We start from the raw sequence: 19,357 nt of genomic DNA, 5'->3' as shown, positions 1-19,357 counted from the left end.
TGGGTAACCCGAACGGCGGCAACCGTGGTGACCGCCGTTCTCGTTCGCGTAGCGTTTACCTGCCATTTCAGGGAGCAGGACTGCAATGCCGCTGCCTTCGGGCAGCATTTTTTTGCCTGGCACTTAATTCAAGAAGTTTCAGCGGTAATAACCGGTTACCAGCTTCAGAAAATGCTTAATCGCCGGGCGTCTGCTGGTCCGGACACATTGAAGTGCGTTGGTGATAAATCTTTTCAACTTATAACCCGTGCAATGGACAACTACATCCTCACCCTCAACGAGCGGAACACGCCTGGACGCTGCACCACTCATGGCGTAGATCACCGTACTCCTCATCCACAGTTTATGGCGGCGCAGATGCGTGCAATCAACATCCAGCCAGGTAATCTGAAATGACAAGCTCAGTTCAACTTAACATTGTCCATTACCCACAAACACCGCTACCCGGTACGACTCAAGAACAACGTACCGAGGCGCTGGAACGGATACCGCCAACGCCATTGAAGAGTACCGATATTTATGAAACGGACAACGTTGGCACTGCCGCCAGGAACGAGTCTGATATCTACAAGGCAACCATTTACGGACCCGACTTTGTTCACGCGCCAGGCGATGGGTATATCTACAATGAGCGAGAGGCTCATATCGATGCCTATGCCAATCGTGTAAAGACGCAGATCGAAAATATAGAAAGTGGCACTGAAGGCGAACGAAACGTCAAGTTCCAGAACGTGCGCCTGTTCATGGACCCCGCAGGATACTTCAGTGGGGGTTTATTGGCAGCCGGGTTCGACCCGCATGAAAAGTTCACGGTAACGTTCAATACCTATGTCGGTATGGGCACAGCACAAAATCTCTCTGATACCCAGACACACACTTATTTCGCATGGGAAATTGCAGCGGGTGCTCTAGCGCACGACAGACCCGCACGTGGTGGGGTTTTAAATTTTCCTGAAATGGAAATAGAAAAAAAAGACCGGACAAAAATCAATGATTTGGAAGCGTTCGGCCGACAACTTCAAGCTCGCTGGGAGAAAGACATAGCCGCGCCGATGCGCGAGGGCTCCGGAACAATAGCAGAGCGATCGGGAAAAGCAGACGCCTATGTAACACGGGGCACGTTGCTGAGCCTTCGTAGTGACACGGAAAATTTCGCAAGGTTAAGCCCTGCCGGCCAGGAAGCGGTGAATCGCACGCTGGACAAGAATGGGCAAGTGATTATCCCCAATATTTACGGCTACCCCATGAGCGGGTATGCCTTTATCCCCTACACGCCTTACGATGGCAATACCGCCAATCGCCCCAATCAGGGAGTCATGATCGACTTGAAGAACGGCGCTGTCCGCGAGATAAAAGGCGATGACGAATTTGCGAACTGGGCCAAAGACAATCGTGATGAATTGATGCGCCGTTTCAATACCGGTGATATGCAAGGGCGACACAATGCCCACTGGCCACCGGCCGGGGCGGTGCTCGACAGCCTGATCCAGGATAATCGGTCGCGATATCCGGGGTACGAACACTGGTACAAAGATAAATCCGTGCCGGTACGAGAGCTATTCAACTACACCGAATCGCGAAAAGCAGGTTATGGGCTGCAATTTGGCGATCTGAACAAAGGTATCGCCCCCCACTATCAGGAGCAGAACGCCAACAATGCGGTGTGGGCCGACCAGACGGATGTGTTTGGTGCCTCGCAGCAAGCCTGGAAGTCGGTGAAAGACACCTGGGGCAAAACCTTTGGTAATCTGCCCATTGTTGGCAATATAGGCAATATCGTGTTTGGCGTGCATGACAGCCTCTATGGCAAGACCGCAGGCGAGCGCACAGGGGGAACTGCTGCGGCCGTCATCTCAAGCCTGATGCTGGCACACGAAGTTGCACCCGGTTTGGTCGAGGCGAGCCTGGGTGAAACTCCGATCACGTTCAACTCCACCGTTACTGAAGACTACCGCTGGAACTATAATTCGCAGAAGAGCGAATTTGAGCTGACACGCGTTTCGAAAGTATCCGGCGATAGTCATCCGGACCCGTCTTTAAATGAAATTGAGTCGAGTGGACCAGAGGTCCCCCCGGCATCTATCAACGTAGACGGCATCGAACTGCCGCCCCTGAAAACGGTTAAAAATCTGCCGGTCGGCGAGGCCCTTTTTTCTACTGCTGAAAAAACCAGTATTCTCAGTGGAGAAATAGATAGCCTGAACACTATCAACGATAAACTTTACACGTTCGTGGATGTGAACAAACAAGGTTCGGCCCAGCGATTGAACATACTGGTACACGGTAAAGTCGATGAGACTACCGGGGTCGCAAAAGTTTCTTATGATGGAAAGCTCAATAGTCCGGAAGAATTGCTGGATACGCTTCACAGCAAAGGGATCCATCCGGAAGAGTTCGACAACGTGCGCCTGCTGTCATGTGATTCCGCAACCGGTGGGGATGCTTCGTTTGCCGCTCAATTCCAAAAGTTGATTGGCCGCCCTGTCAAAGGTTATAGCGGCACCTTGAGTGCCAACCTGGCCCCTGAAGAGATAAAAGCTGCCATTGACAAGGTAGAAAAAATCTACCTGGAGAACTTATCCGCACAAAATATTCAGATCACCGATAACGTCCGTACCGCAGTAAGAGCTGAGGCTGAACAGTATGTCAGCGAAGAAATGGCGCGGATCAAGAAATTCAAGCCGTCAAAGAGCAACCCGTACTGGAATCCGCTCAAGTGGTGGGCGTTCACTTATAAACCCGAACACTTTCCGGCTAAATCGTAGCGACCTGGAATAGCCGAATCCCGGAGACACTGGGGCCTCGCATGCTTATCTCTACCTGAGTGACAAGAACGGCGGTAACCTCGGTGACTGCCGTTTTCGTTCGGGCACTATTTGCCTGCCACTTCAGGGGTCTCCATGGAAAGAATCACCTTAAAACCGATGCTCCTTGCTGCCGGCCTGCTGGCATTCATGCCCATGGCCCAGGCAGCCAGCACCCTGGTCTACTGCTCCGAAGCCAGCCCCGCCGGCTTCGACCCCAGCCAGTACACCAGTGGCACCGATTTCGATGCCTCCGCCGAAACCGTGTTCAACCGCCTGACCCAGTTCAAGCGTGGCGGCACTGAAGTCGAACCCGGCCTGGCAACCAATTGGGACGTGTCCAAAGACGGCCTGATGTATACCTTCCACCTGCGCGATGGCGTCAAGTTCCACACCACCGACTATTTCACCCCGACCCGTGATTTCAACGCCGACGACGTGCTCTTCACCTTCCAGCGCCTGCTGGATCCCGAGACCCCGTTCCGCAAGGCCTATCCATCGGAGTCGCCCTACTTCACCGACATGGGCTTGAACACCACGATCAAGAGCGTCGAAAAACTCGACGAGCACACCGTGCGCTTCAACCTGAACAACGTTGACGCCTCCTTCGTGCAGAACCTGGCCATGAGCTTCGCCTCGGTGCAGTCCGCCGAATATGCCGCGCAATTGCTCAAGGAAGGCAAGGCCGCGGACATCAATCAGAAGCCGGTGGGCACCGGGCCATTTGTGTTCAAGCGTTACCAGAAGGATTCGCAGATTCGCTACAGCGCCAATAAACAGTATTGGAAGCCCGAAGATGTGAAGCTCGACAACCTGGTGTTCTCGATCACCCCGGACGCCGCCGTGCGCCTGCAAAAGCTCAAGGCCGGCGAGTGCCAGGTCAGCGGTTACCCGCGCCCTTCCGACATCGAAGTGATGAAGCAAGACCCCAACCTGCGGGTTCTTCAGCAAGCCGGCTTCAACCTGGGCTTTCTCGCCTACAACGTGACCCACCCGCCACTGGACCAGCTCAAGGTGCGCCAGGCGCTGGACATGGCCATCGACAAGCCGGCAATTATCAAGGCGGTGTACCAGAGCGCCGGACAATTGGCGCAGAACGCCCTGCCTCCGGCCCAGTGGTCTTATGACCCGACAATCAAGGACGCGCCCTACGATCCGGCCAAGGCGCGGGCGCTACTAAAAGAAGCAGGGGTTGCACCAGGTACCACCCTCAACCTGTGGGCGATGACCGTACAACGCGCGTCGAATCCCAATGCCCGGATGTCGGCGCAGATGATCCAGCAGGATTGGGAAAAGATTGGCATCAAGGCCAATATCGTCAGCTATGAGTGGGGCGAGTACATCAAACGCGCCAAAGCCGGCGAGCACGACGTGATGATCTACGGCTGGACCGGCGACAACGGCGACCCGGATAACTGGCTCGGCGTGCTCTACAGTTGTGCCGCGGTGAAGGGCAGCAACTATGCAAAATGGTGTAACCCGGCCTACGACAAACTGGTACAGCAGGCCAAGGTCAGCAGCGACCGCGAGCAGCGCATCAAGTGGTATCAACAGGCACAAAAAATCCTTAAGGAACAAGTACCTATAACGCCTATCGCAAACTCGACGGTTTTCCAGCCCCTGCGAAAGGAAGTGCAGGACTTCAAGATCAGTCCTTTTGGACTCACTCCCTTCTACGGCGTCAGTCTGAATAAGTAACAGCCGCGCCCCAACCGAGTGCGCCAGACGCCTCGGTTGGGCATTCCTGGTGCAGCCCTCGCACCGAAAAAAACCCTCAAAAGTGCGTAAATGTGTCTGAACTTACACATATGCGACATTCGTGTACGTTCGTACCACTGTTTAGCCGTTGTAGGCTCTCAACATCTTGCATTGGGTATGGGCCCTGCATAAGTATCCGCAGGTCGACTCACGAGGTCGCCCTCACTACCAAAAATGACAACAAATCATGAGGCCAACATGCTTAAACACGCAGTCATTCCGTTATTAGTCAGCGCCGGTTTAATGGCTGCTGCACCTTTCGCCCAAGCGGCGAGCAACCTGGTGTTCTGCTCCGAAGGGAGCCCGGCCGGTTTTGATCCAGGCCAGTACACCACCGGAACAGACTTCGATGCTTCGGCCGAAACCATGTTCAACCGTCTGACCCAGTTCGAGCGCGGCGGCACCGCTGTTGTTCCTGGGCTCGCCACGACCTGGGACGTTTCCCCGGATGGCCTGACGTACACCTTCCACCTGCGTGAAGGCGTCAAGTTCCACACCACCCCGTACTTCAAGCCAACTCGTGAATTCACGGCTGACGACGTACTGTTCACCTTCAACCGGATGATCAATAAAGACGATCCGTTCCGTAAAGCCTACCCGACCGAGTTCCCGTACTTCACGGACATGGGTATGGACACCAACATCAAGAACATTGAGAAAGTCGATGACCACACCGTCAAGTTCACCCTTGGCACCGTGGACGCCGCCTTCATCCAGAACCTGGCAATGAGCTTCGCCTCCATCCAGTCGGCTGAATACGCCGCCCAGCTGTTGAAGGAAGGCAAGGCACAGGACATCAACCAGAAGCCAATCGGCACTGGCCCGTTCGTGTTCAAGAGCTACCAGAAAGACTCCAACATCCGTTACACCGGCAACAAGGATTACTGGAAACCTGAAGACGTGAAGATCGACAACCTGATCTTCGCCATCACTACCGACCCGTCGGTGCGTATCCAGAAGCTGAAGAAAAACGAATGCCAGGTGACCCTGTTCCCACGTCCGGCCGACCTCAAGGCGCTGGGTGAAGACAAGGACCTGAAACTGCCGCACCAAGCCGGTTTCAACCTGGGCTACATCGCCTACAACGTAATGCCGGTCCTCAAGGGCCAGACCGCGCCTAACCCGCTGTCCGACCTGCGCGTGCGTGAGGCCCTGGACATGTCGGTGAACAAGCAGCAGATCATCGACTCGGTGTACCAGGGCGCAGGCCAACTGGCTGTCAACGCCATGCCGCCAACCCAGTGGTCCTATGACACCACCATCAAGGATGCGCCGTTTGATGTGACCAAAGCCAAGGCTCTGCTCAAGGAAGCCGGCGTCAAGGAAGGCACCGAGATCACCCTGTGGGCGATGCCGGTCCAGCGTCCGTACAACCCGAACGCCAAGCTGATGGCCGAGATGCTGCAGAACGACTGGAAACAGATCGGCCTGAAAGTGAACATCGTCAGCTATGAGTGGGGCGAGTACATCAAGCGTTCCAAAGGCGGCGAGAACCAAGCCATGATCATTGGCTGGAGCGGCGACAATGGTGACCCGGACAACTGGCTGAACGTGCTGTTCGGCTGCGATTCCCTGGCCGGCAACAACTTCTCCAAGTGGTGCGACAAGAAATTCGACGGCATCGTGAAAGAAGCCAAGGCGACTTCCGACGTAGCCAAACGCACCGAGCTGTACAAGCAGGCGCAACATATCCTCAAAGATGCAGTCCCGATGACACCTATCGCGCACTCGACGGTGTATCAACCCATGCGCAACAACGTGCAGGACTTCAAGATCAGCCCATTTGGCTTGAACTCCTTCTACGGCGTGAGCGTAAGCGGCAAGTAAGGATCTCTGGCGGCGACGTTTCATAACGTCGCCGTTATTGCATCCGCCAAGACCGTAGGAAACAGACCACCTCCGCACACGCTGCCGTCCTACGGCAGCTAACTGCGAATCGCGGCTCCGTTACCTACAAGGTCTGTCAGATTCGTTGCATTTACTGCCTGGCTCCCGACCCATAACGTCGTGGTACGGCAGACGCATCGTCTCTGTAGGGCAACTGCCGTTGTGGGATCAGTGTTGTCGCAAGGTCGTGAATGACCTTGCGATTGCTCACTGACGAAAACAACAAACAAGGATCGGGATTGTTATGCGCCATACCACCGTTCTATCCGCGATATTTGGCACCAGCCTGCTGGCTGTGGCCTCGATGGGCCAGGCTACCGAGAAAAAGAGCCTGGTGTTTTGCTCCGAAGGCAGCCCGGCGGGCTTCGACACCGCGCAATACACGACGGCCACCGATAACGACGCCGCCGAGCCTATCTACAACCGCTTGGCCGAGTTTGAAAAAGGCGCGACCAATGTCGTACCGGGCCTGGCAACCCGTTGGGATATTTCCGAAGACGGCCTGACCTATACCTTCCACCTGCGTGAAGGGGTGAAATTCCACGGCAACAAGGACTTCAAGCCGACGCGCGACTTCAACGCCGACGACGTGCTGTTCACCTTCAATCGCATGCTTGACCCCGAACACCCGTTCCGCAAGGCCTACCCCACCGAGTTTCCGTACTTCAACGGGATGAGCCTGAACAAGAATATCGCCAAGGTCGAGAAAACCGACCCGCACACCGTGGTGATGACCCTGAACACGGTCGACGCCGCGTTTATCCAGAACATCGCCATGAGCTTCGCCTCGATCCTGTCGGCCGAATACGCCGACCATTTGCTCAAGGTCGGCAAGCCCAGCGACATCAACCAGAAGCCGATCGGCACCGGGCCGTTCGTGTTCCAGCGCTACCAGAAAGACTCGCAGATTCGCTACACCGGCAACAAACAGTACTGGGACCCGAGCCGCGTGAAGCTCGACCAGCTGATTTTTGCGATCAACACCGACGCCTCGGTACGGGTGCAAAAGCTCAAGGCCGGCGAATGCCAGATCACCCTGCACCCGCGCCCGGCCGACGTCGAAGCCCTGAAGGCCGACCCGAACCTGCAACTGCTGACCAAGCCGGGTTTCAACCTGGGCTACATCGCCTATAACGTGCGGCACAAGCCCTTCGACCAGCTCGAAGTGCGCCAGGCCCTGGACATGGCGGTGAACAAGCAGAGCATCCTCAACGCCGTGTACCAGGGCGCGGGGCAACTGGCGGTCAACGCCATGCCGCCGACCCAGTGGTCTTACGACGACACCATCAAGGACGCCGCCTACAACCCGGAAAAAGCCAAGGAATTGCTCAAGGCTGCCGGCGTGAAGGAAGGCACCGAGATCACCCTGTGGGCGATGCCGGTACAACGGCCGTACAACCCCAACGCCAAGCTGATGGCCGAAATGCTGCAAAGCGATTGGGCAAAGATTGGCCTCAAGGTCAAGATCGTCAGCTATGAATGGGGCGAGTACATCAAGCGCACCAAGAATGGCGAGCATGACATCAGCCTGATCGGCTGGACCGGCGACAACGGTGACCCGGACAACTGGCTGGGCACCCTCTACAGCTGCGACGCCATCGGCGGGAACAACTACTCCATGTGGTGTGACCCGGCGTACGACAAGCTGATCAAGCAAGCCAAGGTCGTCACCGACCGCGAACAAAGGACTGTTCTATACAAACAGGCGCAGCAACTGCTCAAGCAGCAGGTGCCGATCACGCCAGTCGCCCACTCGACGGTCAACCAGCCGTTAAGCGCCAAAGTCGAAGGTTTCAAAGTGAGCCCCTTCGGCCGCAACGTGTTCTCGGGCGTCAGCATCAACCCATAAAAAGATAACCGGATTGCGCAGGGCGAGCATTCGCCTTGCTGCAAACGTGCAGCCTTATTTCGGGTTTTACCCATGGGCAAACGTTTGCAAAGGCTTGAACGAGTTACACACCCAATAGCCGGTTCACCTAAAAAGACCGGCATTAAAAAGAGAACCAAAGGAGCTTCACCCATGAAACTGAGCAGCACCGCGCTACTGGCCCTGGCCATCAGCAGCATCACGGCTAACGCCTACGCTGATCCTGCAAGCCAGGACTTCGTTCCAACCACACTGGCCGGCACCAGCGCCCAAAGCGAGGCCAAAGGCTTTATCGATGGCGCAAGCCTGGGCGGTACAACCCGTAACTGGTTCTCCAACGAACAACGCTTCCGTGGCAGCAAGTTCACTTACCAGAAGCACGGCGAAGCCCGTACTGACAACTACCGTACCAACTGGGTGCAAGGCACCATCCTCAACGCTACCTCGGGTTTCACCCAAGGCACCGTTGGCGTGAGCACTGAAGTGGCGGTCTACAACGCTCTGGTCCTGGACCGCAGCAAGCGCGACATCAAGGGCGGCTCCAACCGTACCCTGGCCGACTCCGACGGCGACGCTGTAGACCAGTGGAGCAAACTGGGCCTGGCCAACGTCAAGTTCCGTGTCTCGAACACCACCTTGACCGCCGGTCGCCAGAACTTCAGCAGCGGCATCATCGACACCATCGGTAACCGTGCGCTGCCTTCGAGCTTCGAAGGTGTGAGCTTCAACAGCGAAGAGTTCAGCAACCTGTCCTTCCAGGGCGGCGTGTTCGACCGCGTTTCGCCACGGACCGAGCAGAGCCTGTCGAAATTCCGTACTGAATACGGCAATGGTCGCCAGGAAACCGACAAGGTCAACACCCTGGGCGTCAACTACCAGCCGTTCAAGAGCCTGAAGACCAGCCTGTTCGCCGCTAACGTGGAAGACTTCTGGAACCAGTACTACTTCGGTGCTACCCACGAACTGGGTGACAGCCAGACCCTGTCCCTGACCACGGGCCTGAACTACTACAAGACCGTCGACGAAGGCAAAAAGTTGATGGGCAAGATCGACAACGACACCTACTCGCTATCGTTCGGCCTGACCCACCAGGCTCACAGCCTGACCTTCTCCTACCAGGCCGTGAACGGCGACGAGTACTTCGACTACCTGCACGAAACCAACGGCATCTACCTGGCCAACTCCCTGACGTCCGACTTCAACGGTCCGAACGAGAAGTCCTTCCAGATCGCCTACGGCATCAACATGGCCGAATACGGCGTGCCGGGCCTGAAGTTCAACGTCTACTCGGCACGTGGCTGGGGTATCGACGGTACTCACTACACCGGCGACGGCGGCCGCGCTGGCTTTGCCTACAACGGCATTCAGGCCCAGGACGGCGAGAAGCACCAGGAATACGGTGTAGGCGCGGCTTACGCGATCCAGAGCGGCGCACTCAAGGCCACCACCATTCGTGGTACCTACGTGACTCACCGTGCCAGCGCCAACCAGGCTGACGGCAACCTGCGTGAGTTCCGCCTGGTGACCACCATCCCGTTCAACATTCTTTAATCAGCGCCAGGTCGGCGGCGGGCTCAGGACGAGCCCGCCGCCTACGCTTGTCTGGTCCAATCGATTGCAGAGGGCTCTTAGATGAAAATGCTCCCGTTACAAGCCGCCATTGCCGCTGCGCTGTTGAGCGTTGCTGTCGGCATCTCGGCCAAACCGTTGGTCGTCTGCACCGAAGCCAGCCCGGAAGGCTTCGATCCGGTCCTGTACACCACGGCTGTCACCGCCGACGCCGCGGCCGAAACCATCTTCAACCGCCTGGTGGACTTCAAGCCCGGCACCACCGAAGTGATCCCGGCACTGGCCAAAGACCTGCCCGAGATCAGCGCCGATGGCCTGACCTACACCTTTCACCTGCGTGACGACATCAAGTTCCACACCACCGACTACTTCAAACCCACGCGCAACATGAACGCCGACGACGTGCTTTGGAGCTTCCAGCGCCAGCTGGACCCGAATCACCCGTGGCACAAAAAGTCCAACGTGGGCTACCCATACTTTGAAAGCATGGGCTTCAAGGAACTGCTCAAGAGCGTAGAGAAGACCGATGACCACACCGTGGTCTTCACCCTGACCCGCCCTGAAGCACCGTTCCTGGCCGACCTGGCCATGGCGTTTTCCTCGATTCACTCCGCCGAATACGCCGACCAGTTGCTCAAGTCCGGCAAGACCGACGACCTGAACGCCAAGCCCATCGGCACCGGCCCGTTCATCTTCACCCGCTACGCCAAAGACGCCCAAGTGCGCTTCAAGGCCAACCCGGACTACTTCCGTGGCAAGCCGCCGGCTGACCCGCTGATCCTGGCCATCACCACCGACAACAACGTGCGCCTGCAAAAGCTCAAGGCCAACGAATGCCAGATCGCGCTGTATCCGAAACCGGATGACGTGCCGAGCATGAAGGCCGACCCGAACCTGAAGGTGGCGGAACTGGCGGCGATGACCACCGCCTACACCGCCATGAACACCACCCACAAGTACATGAGCGACGCGCGGGTGCGTCACGCGATCAACATCGCGTTCGACAAGAAGGGCTACAACGAATCCCTGTACGGCAAAGGCAACGCGGTCGACGCCACCGGCCCGTACCCGCCAACCCTGCTGGGTTTCAGCGACAAGCTGAAAAACCCGCCCCGCGACCTCGACAAGGCCCGCGCCCTGCTCAAGGAAGCCGGCGTACCGGAAGGCACCGAGTTCACCCTGTTCACCCGCAACGGCGGCGGCCCGACCAACCCCAACCCAATGCTCGGCGCCCAGCGCATGCAGGCGGATCTGGCGCAGATCGGCCTGAAAGTGAACATCAAGGTCATGGAATGGGGCGAAATGCTCAAGCGCGCCAAGAATGGCGAACATGACATGGTCTCCGCCGGCTGGGCGGGGGATAACGGGGACCCGGATAACTTCCTCACCCCGAACTTGAGTTGCGATGCAGCGAAAAACGGCGAAAACTACGCCCGCTGGTGTAACAAGGAGTTTCAAGACTTGATCGACAAGGCGCGCGCCATCGCTGAACCCACCCAGCGCGCTGCACTCTATGAACAAGCAATGGACGTTTTCGACAAGGACCAACCATGGATTCCCATGGCTTACCCGAAAATGTTCACCGCCATGCGTAAAAACGTCGAGGGTTATACCCAAAGCCCTCTGACCACAAATAACTTCGCCACCACCCAGGTGAAGTAGATAAGAGACGCTCGGCACCGTCGACATTGACGGTGCCGAACCTGCCTAACCGGCTGATTGAGGTACACAACAAGATGTTTAGTTTTATTGCCCGCCGATTGGGGTTATTGATCCCCACGTTTTTCGGCATCACCTTGCTGACCTTCGCGTTGATTCGCATGATCCCTGGCGACCCCGTCGAAGTCATGATGGGCGAACGACGAGTCGACCCCGAGATGCACGCTCAGGCAATGGAACGCCTTGGTCTGAATAAACCGCTCTACGCGCAATACCTGGATTATGTCGGCAAGCTCGCCCACGGCGACCTCGGCGAATCCCTGCGCACCCGTACCAGCGTGTGGACTGAATTCACCGCCCTTTTCCCTGCGACCCTGGAACTGTCCATGGCCGCCCTGTTGTTCGCCGGCATCCTGGGGCTGTTAGCCGGGGTGATCGCGGCCTTGAAGCGAGGATCCCTGTTCGACCATGGGGTGATGGGCATCTCCCTGGCGGGATATTCGATGCCGATCTTCTGGTGGGGCCTGATCCTGATCATGTTCTTCTCCGTCAGCCTGGGCTGGACGCCAGTCTCCGGACGGATCGACCTGCTCTACGACATCGAGCCGCGCACCGGCTTCATGCTGATCGACACCCTGCTGGCCGACGAGCCGGACGCATTCTGGGACGCGTTGCACCACCTGATCCTGCCGGCCATCGTGCTCGGCACCATCCCGCTGGCCGTTATCGCGCGGATGACCCGTTCGTCGATGCTCGAAGTACTGCGCGAAGACTACATCCGCACCGCCAAGGCCAAGGGCCTGTCGCCGGCGCGCGTGGTGTTCGTCCACGGCCTGCGTAACGCCTTGATCCCGGTACTCACCGTGGTCGGCCTGCAAGTCGGCACATTGCTGGCGGGTGCGGTCCTGACCGAAACCATCTTCTCGTGGCCCGGCATCGGCAAATGGCTGATCGAAGCCATTGGCGCACGGGATTATCCCGTGGTGCAAAACGGCATCCTGTTAATCGCCTGCCTGGTGATTCTGGTGAACTTCGTGGTGGATATCCTCTACGGCTTCGCCAACCCACGCATCCGTCACCAGCGCTGAGATCATGACCATGACCACACCTACTCCCGCGGTAGCAGTCGATCAAAGCCTGCTGTACCCGTCCCCGTACAAAGAATTCTGGCAAGCCTTTTCCAAGAACAAGGGCGCCGTTGCCGGCCTGCTGTTCATGTTGCTGGTGGTGTTTTGCGCGCTCTTCGCCCCTTGGGTGGCCCCGCATAACCCGAGCGAGCAATACCGTGACTTCCTGCTGACCCCTCCGGCCTGGCTGGAAGGTGGGCAGATCCAGTTCCTGCTGGGCACCGATGAACTCGGGCGTGACCTGCTGTCGCGCCTGATCCAGGGTTCGCGCCTGTCGCTGCTGATCGGCTTGTCGTCGGTGGTGATGTCGCTGATCCCGGGGATCCTGCTGGGCCTGTTCGCCGGTTTCTTCCCGCGCCTGCTCGGCCCGACCATCATGCGCCTGATGGACATCATGCTGGCCCTGCCGTCGCTGCTGCTGGCTGTGGCGATTGTCGCGATCCTCGGCCCTGGCCTGATCAACACCGTGATTGCGATCGCGATCGTGTCGCTGCCGTCCTATGTCCGTCTGACCCGCGCTGCGGTGATGGGCGAACTGAACCGTGACTACGTGACTGCCGCCCGCCTCGCCGGCGCCGGCCTGCCACGCCTGATGTTCGTCACCGTGCTGCCGAACTGCATGGCGCCGCTGATCGTTCAGGCCACCCTGAGTTTCTCCTCGGCGATTCTCGATGCTGCAGCCCTGGGCTTCCTGGGCCTTGGCGTACAACCGCCAACCCCTGAGTGGGGCACCATGCTGGCCTCGGCCCGCGACTACATCGAACGCGCCTGGTGGGTCGTGAGCCTGCCTGGCTTGACCATTTTGCTCAGCGTGCTGGCAATCAACCTGATGGGCGACGGCCTGCGCGATGCGCTGGACCCGAAACTCAAGAACGCCGCCTGAGGAGATTCCCATGTCACTGCTAGAAATCAAGAATCTCAATGTCCGCTTCGGCGACAAGACCGCCGTACCGGTGGTCGATGGCCTCGACATCTCCGTCGACAAAGGCGAAGTACTGGCGATCGTTGGCGAGTCGGGTTCGGGTAAATCCGTGACCATGATGGCGCTGATGGGCCTGATCGAGCACCCCGGCATCGTCACTGCCGACGCCCTGAACTTCGACGGCAAGGACATGCTCAAGCTGAGCAACCGCCAGCGCCGGCAGATCGTCGGCAAAGACCTGGCGATGGTCTTCCAGGACCCGATGACCGCCCTGAACCCCAGCTACACCGTGGGTTTCCAGATCGAAGAAGTGCTGCGCCTGCATTTGAAAATGTCCGGCAAGCAAGCGCGCAAGCGTGCCATCGAACTGCTCGAAAAGGTGGAAATCCCGGGCGCAGCCAGCCGTATGGATGCCTACCCGCACCAGCTGTCCGGTGGTATGAGCCAACGTGTGGCCATCGCCATGGCGATTGCCGGCGAGCCGAAACTGCTGATCGCCGATGAACCGACCACCGCCCTCGACGTAACCATCCAGGCCCAGATCATGGACCTGCTGCTGGCCTTGCAGAAAGAGCAGAACATGGGCCTGGTGCTGATCACCCACGACCTCGCGGTAGTGGCCGAAACCGCCCAGCGCGTGTGCGTGATGTATGCCGGCCAGGCCGTGGAAGTCGGCCAGGTGCCGCAGTTGTTCGACATCCCGGCGCACCCGTACAGCGAAGCGTTGCTCAAGGCGATCCCCGAGCACAGCCTCGGCGCCACGCGCCTGGCCACGCTGCCGGGTATCGTTCCCGGCCGTTATGATCGCCCGCAGGGTTGCCTGCTGTCGCCGCGGTGCCCGTATGTGCAGGAGTCCTGCCGCGCCCAACGCCCGGGCCTTGACCCGAAAAGCCACAGCCTTGCCCGCTGCTTCTACCCGCTGAATCAGGAGGTGGCGTAATGGCCGTCGTACTTACCGCCCGCGACCTGACCCGTCACTACGAAGTGTCCCGTGGCCTGTTCAAGGGCCATGCCCTGGTGCGCGCACTCAACGGTGTGTCGTTCGAACTGGAAGCCGGCAAGACCCTCGCGGTCGTGGGCGAGTCCGGTTGCGGCAAATCCACCCTGGCCCGCGCCCTGACCTTGATTGAAGAGCCGTCTTCCGGTTCGCTGAAAATCGCCGGGCAAGAAGTCGCCGGTGCCGACAAGGCCCAGCGCAAGCAACTGCGCAAAGACGTGCAGATGGTGTTCCAGAGCCCTTACGCCTCGCTGAACCCGCGCCAGAAGGTCGGCGACCAACTGGGCGAGCCGCTGCTGATCAACACCAACCTGTCTGCCGCCGAGCGCCGGGAAAAGGTCCAGGCGATGATGAAGCAAGTGGGCCTGCGCCCTGAGCATTATCAGCGCTACCCGCACATGTTCTCCGGCGGCCAGCGCCAGCGAATCGCACTGGCGCGGGCGATGATGCTGCAACCCAAGGTGCTGGTGGCGGATGAACCGACCTCGGCGCTGGACGTATCGATCCAGGCCCAGGTGCTGAACCTGTTCATGGATTTGCAGCAGGAATTCAACACCGCCTACGTGTTCATCTCCCACAACCTCGCGGTGGTGCAGCACGTCGCCGACGACGTAATGGTGATGTACCTCGGCCGCCCGGTGGAAGTCGGTCCAAAGGAAGACATCTACGCACGCCCGCTGCACCCGTACACCCAGGCGTTGCTGTCGGCGACCCCGACCATTCATCCGGACCCGAACAAACCGAAGATCAAAATCGTCGGGGAGTTGCCCAACCCGTTGAACCCGCCATCCGGCTGCGCCTTCCACAAGCGCTGCCCGTACGCGACCCAGCTGTGCAGCACCGATGAACCGGTGCTGCGACCTCTGGACAACCGCCAGGTGGCTTGCCACTACGCGGAGCAATTTGTGGTCTGACGTGCAAAAAAAAATGCTCTGGAGAGTGAGTCCAGAGCATTCCAGTGTTCTACAGCCCTGCTTGTCGGATAGCGCATCTGTTCGGCAAGCGGGGCTTTCTTTTGCCTGCGTTACTTATGTATCGCTGTCGCCATCGTTGTAGGTGTCGCTGTCTTCGCCATCATTGTCCGGGTTCTCGGCGTCGTCATCGTCCTTGGAACCGCCCTGGTTTTCGTCACCGGGCTCGGATTCACTCTTGGCCAACTGCAAGCCACCCGCCTGCACCGTCTTCGCCGCCACAAACCCTGTGCCATGGCTTTGCACAGCCGTATTGGCCCACGCGGCAGACATGCCCAATGACATCATCACCAGCACTTTGAGCAACAGCACCACACGTTGAAAGATACTCATGGTCGAATTCCGCCCAGTCAGAAGATGAATTGCGCACGACAGCCTTTTACCGTCGCCACGATAGACGCTAGACCCAATGCGGCGTTCTCGCAACACCTGGCCTGGATGGGCGGCACAATCGCTTCAATCCCCTGCGAACGGTTTTCTACGCTTATCGCCTGTCTTTCGAAAATCGGCTCTTGATCTTTTCATAGCCGGAATTGTCCAGCCCCTCGACTCGGCACGACCCATGGAAGTTTTCAACTTCGTGGTTGAATTCGCCGTGAAACTCAAAGCTAAGACGAAGAGAGGGCAGCGAATGATCGATATCCTCTACAGTAATTTTTCCGTCTACCGCCTCATGGATGCTGTTATCACCTTCGAACGTGTAATCAATCGCCGCCACTTCCAGGCCATCATGAACACCGACTTTGAAAACATCACCTTTTTGAATGCCTGAAAGACCTGTTCGAAGAAAGTGAATGGATACCCCATTAACCCCTCCATGGTATCCAGCGACTGCAACTAGACGGGACAGTGCAGTAAGCAAGACATCATGGGTCAGCATCATATTTTGCTCAGGCACTAAAACAACGTGCATATCACCTGAAGAACCGTTTGCTTTAGGATCAGTCATGTCATCACCTCATCTTTTAAAGGGACTCGCTGCATCGCCTTTATAGACCGAAGGCAAGGCAGGGAAATACTGTCAAGTCTCACAGAGAAACGATTCAGCAAGCATGCAACACCCGCCCATTCACTTTTCTCGGGCATGAAAAAAGGCGAAGCCATGACAGCTTCGCCTTTTGGTGTACCGCTCAGATCTTAATGATGCTCACGGGTCGCGCGGAATTTCACATCCGGCCAGCGCTCTTCCATCAGCGCCAGGTTGACCCGAGTCGGGGCCAGGTAGGTCAGGTGACCACCGCCGTCGATCGCGAGGTTTTCCACGGCCTTGATCTTGAACTCTTCCAGCTTCTTCTTATCGCTGCAGTCGATCCAGCGCGCGGAGTACACGGTGATCGGCTCATAGGAGCATTCCACCTTGTATTCCTCTTTCAGGCGACTGGCCACTACATCGAACTGCAGCACACCGACGGCGCCGAGGATGATGTCGTTGCTGCGCTCCGGGAAGAACACCTGAGTGGCGCCCTCTTCCGCCAACTGCTGCAAACCCTGGCGCAGTTGCTTGGATTTCAGCGGGTCACGCAGGCGTACGCGGCGGAACAGTTCCGGGGCGAAGTGCGGGATACCGGTGAAGCCCAGCACTTCGCCTTCGGTGAAGGTGTCACCGATCTGGATGGTGCCGTGGTTGTGCAAGCCGATGATGTCGCCGGCATACGCTTCTTCAAGCTGCTCACGCTCGGAGGAGAAGAAGGTCAGGGCGTCGCCGATGCGCACGTCCTTGCCGGTACGCACGTGGCGCATTTTCATGCCTTTTTCGTATTTGCCGGAGCAGATACGCATGAAGGCGATACGGTCGCGGTGCTTGGGGTCCATGTTCGCCTGGATCTTGAACACGAAGCCGGCGAATTTCTCTTCCACAGGCTCCACGGTACGCTCGTTGGCAACCCGGGCCAGCGGCTTGGGGGCCCAATTGACCACGGCATCCAGCACGTGGTCGACACCGAAGTTGCCCAGGGCGGTACCGAAGAACACCGGCGTCAGCTGGCCGTCGAGGAATTCCTGCTGGTTGAACTCGTGGCAGGCGCCCTGCACCAGTTCCAGCTGGTCGACAAACCGGTCGTACTCGTCACCCAGGTGGGCGCGGGCTTCGTCGGAGTCGAGCTTCTCGATGATTTTCACATCGGTACGTTCGTGGCCGTGGCCGGCGGTGTACACAATGATGTAGTCGTCGGCCAGGTGGTACACGCCCTTGAAGTCGCGGTAGCAACCAATCGGCCAGGTGATCGGCGCGGCCTTGATCTTCAGGACGGCTTCGATTTCGTCCAGCAGTTCGATCGGGTCGCGGATGTCACGGTCGAGTTTGTTGATAAAGCTGACAATCGGCGTATCCCGCAGGCGGCACACGTCCATCAGCGCGATGGTGCGGGGCTCGACGCCTTTACCGCCGTCGAGGACCATCAGCGCCGAGTCCACCGCCGTCAGGGTGCGGTAGGTGTCTTCGGAGAAGTCTTCGTGGCCCGGGGTGTCGAGCAGGTTGATCATGTGGTCGCGATACGGGAACTGCATGACCGACGTGGTAATGGAAATACCACGCTGCTTTTCCATTTCCATCCAGTCGGAGGTGGCATGGCGGTCGGATTTACGGGATTTCACCGTGCCGGCCACCGCGATCGCCTTGCCCATCAGCAACAGCTTTTCGGTGATGGTGGTTTTACCGGCATCGGGGTGGGAAATAATGGCGAAAGTGCGGCGTTTCGCGACTTCGGCGGCCTGGTGGGTCATGGGAAATCGCCTGGCAGGTGAGTCAAAAAAGGGCGGCGAGTATAGCGCAAACCCGGGGTGACGGACCACCGTTCACCCCATTGGGGGTGGCTAATTGCTGCCAAGTATGGAACCTTTTAAAAGGTAGAGACGTCCACTCCCCTGCTATCGCACTCGTAACAGGGGCTGAAAAATCAGCAAGTTAGCCTGACGAGGCTGCGCTCATGGCTCGACCGCATACCGCGTTGCCGGTAGGGGCGAGCTGCTATTCGCGACCACATTCGCCGACAGCCAGGAATGGCATTGCCGCTCGGAAATGTGTTCGCCGACAAAAGAAAAAAGGAGTCCGCCTGTGGCTATTCGCTATGGCAAAGGGCTGATAGGAGGAGCGGTTGTCGTCGCTCTCCTGGCCCTGCTGGTCCACTGGATCGGCATCAACACGATCGAACTGTACCGCGACGATTTGTTGTTTTACCTGCAAGCTCACTTGATCCTCGTCCTTGTTTCGATGCTGGCCGCCCTGATCGTAGGGATTCCCGCCGGTATCCTGCTGAGCCGACCCAACATGGTCGGGCGCGCAGAACGCTTCATGCAGATCTTCAACATCGGCAATACCGTCCCTCCCCTGGCCGTACTGGCCATCGCCCTCGGTGTCCTTGGCATCGGCAGCGGCCCCGCGATCTTCGCGCTGTTCCTCGCCTCGTTGCTGCCCATCGTGCGCAACACCTATGAAGGCCTGAAAAACGTTCAAGGTTCCCTGAAAGAAGCCGCCGTCGGCATCGGCATGACGCCGCGCCAGGTGCTGTTTCGCGTGGAATTGCCCAACGCCGTGCCGATCATCATCGGCGGTGTGCGCGTGGCCCTGGCGATCAACGTCGGTACCGCGCCCCTGGCGTTCCTGATTGGCGCCAACAGCCTGGGCAGCCTGATCTTCCCCGGCATCGCCCTGAACAATCAGCCGCAACTGCTGCTCGGCGCCGCATGCACCGCGCTGCTGGCCTTGCTGCTCGACGGTCTGGTGACCATGGCCAGCCGCCTTTGGCTGGAACGCGGGTTGCGTCCGTCTTAAGGCTTTGGCCCCGTCTTGGGCCTGAAA

At 58.3% G+C, this 19,357-nt stretch carries 15 protein-coding genes; 12 read left to right on the top strand and 3 right to left on the bottom strand.

Annotation, left to right across the window (positions count from 1 at the left end; all coding sequences use genetic code 11):
• The first annotated feature begins 27 nt into the window (after positions 1–27).
• The 11 genes from HX824_RS08415 (at position 28) to HX824_RS08365 (ending at position 15,504) form a co-directional block, all read left to right on the top strand.
• Positions 28–396 (top strand): hypothetical protein, encoded by a 369-nt coding sequence (locus HX824_RS08415; RefSeq protein ID WP_143495510.1) that lies wholly within the window; start codon positions 28–30, stop codon positions 394–396.
• The gene (locus tag HX824_RS08410) at positions 393–2,765 is read left to right on the top strand and encodes a hypothetical protein (RefSeq protein WP_218180456.1); all 2,373 of its coding nucleotides are present in this window, start codon (positions 393–395) and stop codon (positions 2,763–2,765) included. The genes HX824_RS08415 and HX824_RS08410 overlap by 4 nt, the downstream gene beginning before the upstream one ends.
• A gap of 135 nt (positions 2,766–2,900) precedes the next feature.
• Complete coding sequence (locus HX824_RS08405; RefSeq protein ID WP_177054431.1) at positions 2,901–4,502, top strand: ABC transporter substrate-binding protein; 1,602 nt, start codon at positions 2,901–2,903, stop codon at positions 4,500–4,502.
• A 258-nt stretch (positions 4,503–4,760) separates the two neighbouring features.
• On the top strand, positions 4,761–6,389 hold the full coding sequence (locus HX824_RS08400) for an ABC transporter substrate-binding protein (RefSeq protein ID WP_003216000.1): 1,629 nt from the start codon (positions 4,761–4,763) through the stop codon (positions 6,387–6,389).
• Between the two features lie 304 nt (positions 6,390–6,693).
• Positions 6,694–8,298 carry an ABC transporter substrate-binding protein gene (locus HX824_RS08395; RefSeq protein WP_177054430.1) on the top strand — a complete coding sequence of 535 codons (1,605 nt, stop codon included), beginning with the start codon at positions 6,694–6,696 and terminating at the stop codon, positions 8,296–8,298.
• Between the two features lie 171 nt (positions 8,299–8,469).
• Positions 8,470–9,867, top strand: coding sequence for an OprD family porin (locus HX824_RS08390; protein WP_003215995.1), 1,398 nt, complete (start codon positions 8,470–8,472; stop codon positions 9,865–9,867).
• An 81-nt stretch (positions 9,868–9,948) separates the two neighbouring features.
• The gene (locus HX824_RS08385; protein ID WP_003215993.1) at positions 9,949–11,547 is read left to right on the top strand and encodes an ABC transporter substrate-binding protein; all 1,599 of its coding nucleotides are present in this window, start codon (positions 9,949–9,951) and stop codon (positions 11,545–11,547) included.
• Positions 11,548–11,621: 74 nt separating this feature from the next.
• Complete coding sequence (locus HX824_RS08380) at positions 11,622–12,632, top strand: ABC transporter permease subunit (RefSeq protein WP_003215992.1); 1,011 nt, start codon at positions 11,622–11,624, stop codon at positions 12,630–12,632.
• A gap of 10 nt (positions 12,633–12,642) precedes the next feature.
• A complete protein-coding gene (locus HX824_RS08375) occupies positions 12,643–13,554 on the top strand; it encodes an ABC transporter permease subunit (protein ID WP_003215991.1) in 912 nt (303 codons plus the stop codon).
• Positions 13,555–13,564: 10 nt separating this feature from the next.
• A complete protein-coding gene (locus HX824_RS08370) occupies positions 13,565–14,533 on the top strand; it encodes an ABC transporter ATP-binding protein (protein ID WP_003215989.1) in 969 nt (322 codons plus the stop codon).
• Positions 14,533–15,504 (top strand): peptide ABC transporter ATP-binding protein, encoded by a 972-nt coding sequence (locus HX824_RS08365; RefSeq protein ID WP_003215987.1) that lies wholly within the window; start codon positions 14,533–14,535, stop codon positions 15,502–15,504. Before HX824_RS08370 ends, HX824_RS08365 begins: the two co-directional genes overlap by 1 nt.
• Before the next feature lie 114 nt (positions 15,505–15,618).
• Here HX824_RS08365 and HX824_RS08360 read toward each other — a convergent pair whose 3' ends face one another.
• The 3 genes from HX824_RS08360 to HX824_RS08350 form a co-directional block, all read right to left on the bottom strand.
• Positions 15,619–15,894 carry a hypothetical protein gene (locus tag HX824_RS08360; RefSeq protein ID WP_003215984.1) on the bottom strand — a complete coding sequence of 92 codons (276 nt, stop codon included), beginning with the start codon at positions 15,892–15,894 and terminating at the stop codon, positions 15,619–15,621.
• Between the two features lie 151 nt (positions 15,895–16,045).
• Positions 16,046–16,510, bottom strand: coding sequence for a hypothetical protein (locus HX824_RS08355; RefSeq protein ID WP_157222850.1), 465 nt, complete (start codon positions 16,508–16,510; stop codon positions 16,046–16,048).
• 188 nt (positions 16,511–16,698) lie between these two features.
• Positions 16,699–18,282, bottom strand: a complete 1,584-nt coding sequence (locus HX824_RS08350) for a peptide chain release factor 3 (protein ID WP_003215978.1) — start codon at positions 18,280–18,282, stop codon at positions 16,699–16,701.
• A 331-nt stretch (positions 18,283–18,613) separates the two neighbouring features.
• Between HX824_RS08350 and HX824_RS08345 the strand changes: the two genes are divergently transcribed.
• Positions 18,614–19,330: an ABC transporter permease gene (locus tag HX824_RS08345; protein WP_003215977.1), complete on the top strand. Its 717-nt coding sequence runs from the start codon at positions 18,614–18,616 to the stop codon at positions 19,328–19,330.
• Positions 19,331–19,357 lie beyond the last annotated feature (27 nt).

The organism is Pseudomonas sp. D4002, from assembly GCF_013385665.1.
In the GTDB taxonomy this organism is placed as follows: Bacteria; Pseudomonadota; Gammaproteobacteria; order Pseudomonadales; family Pseudomonadaceae; genus Aquipseudomonas.
This window is presented reverse-complemented; position numbering and strand designations above follow the sequence as displayed.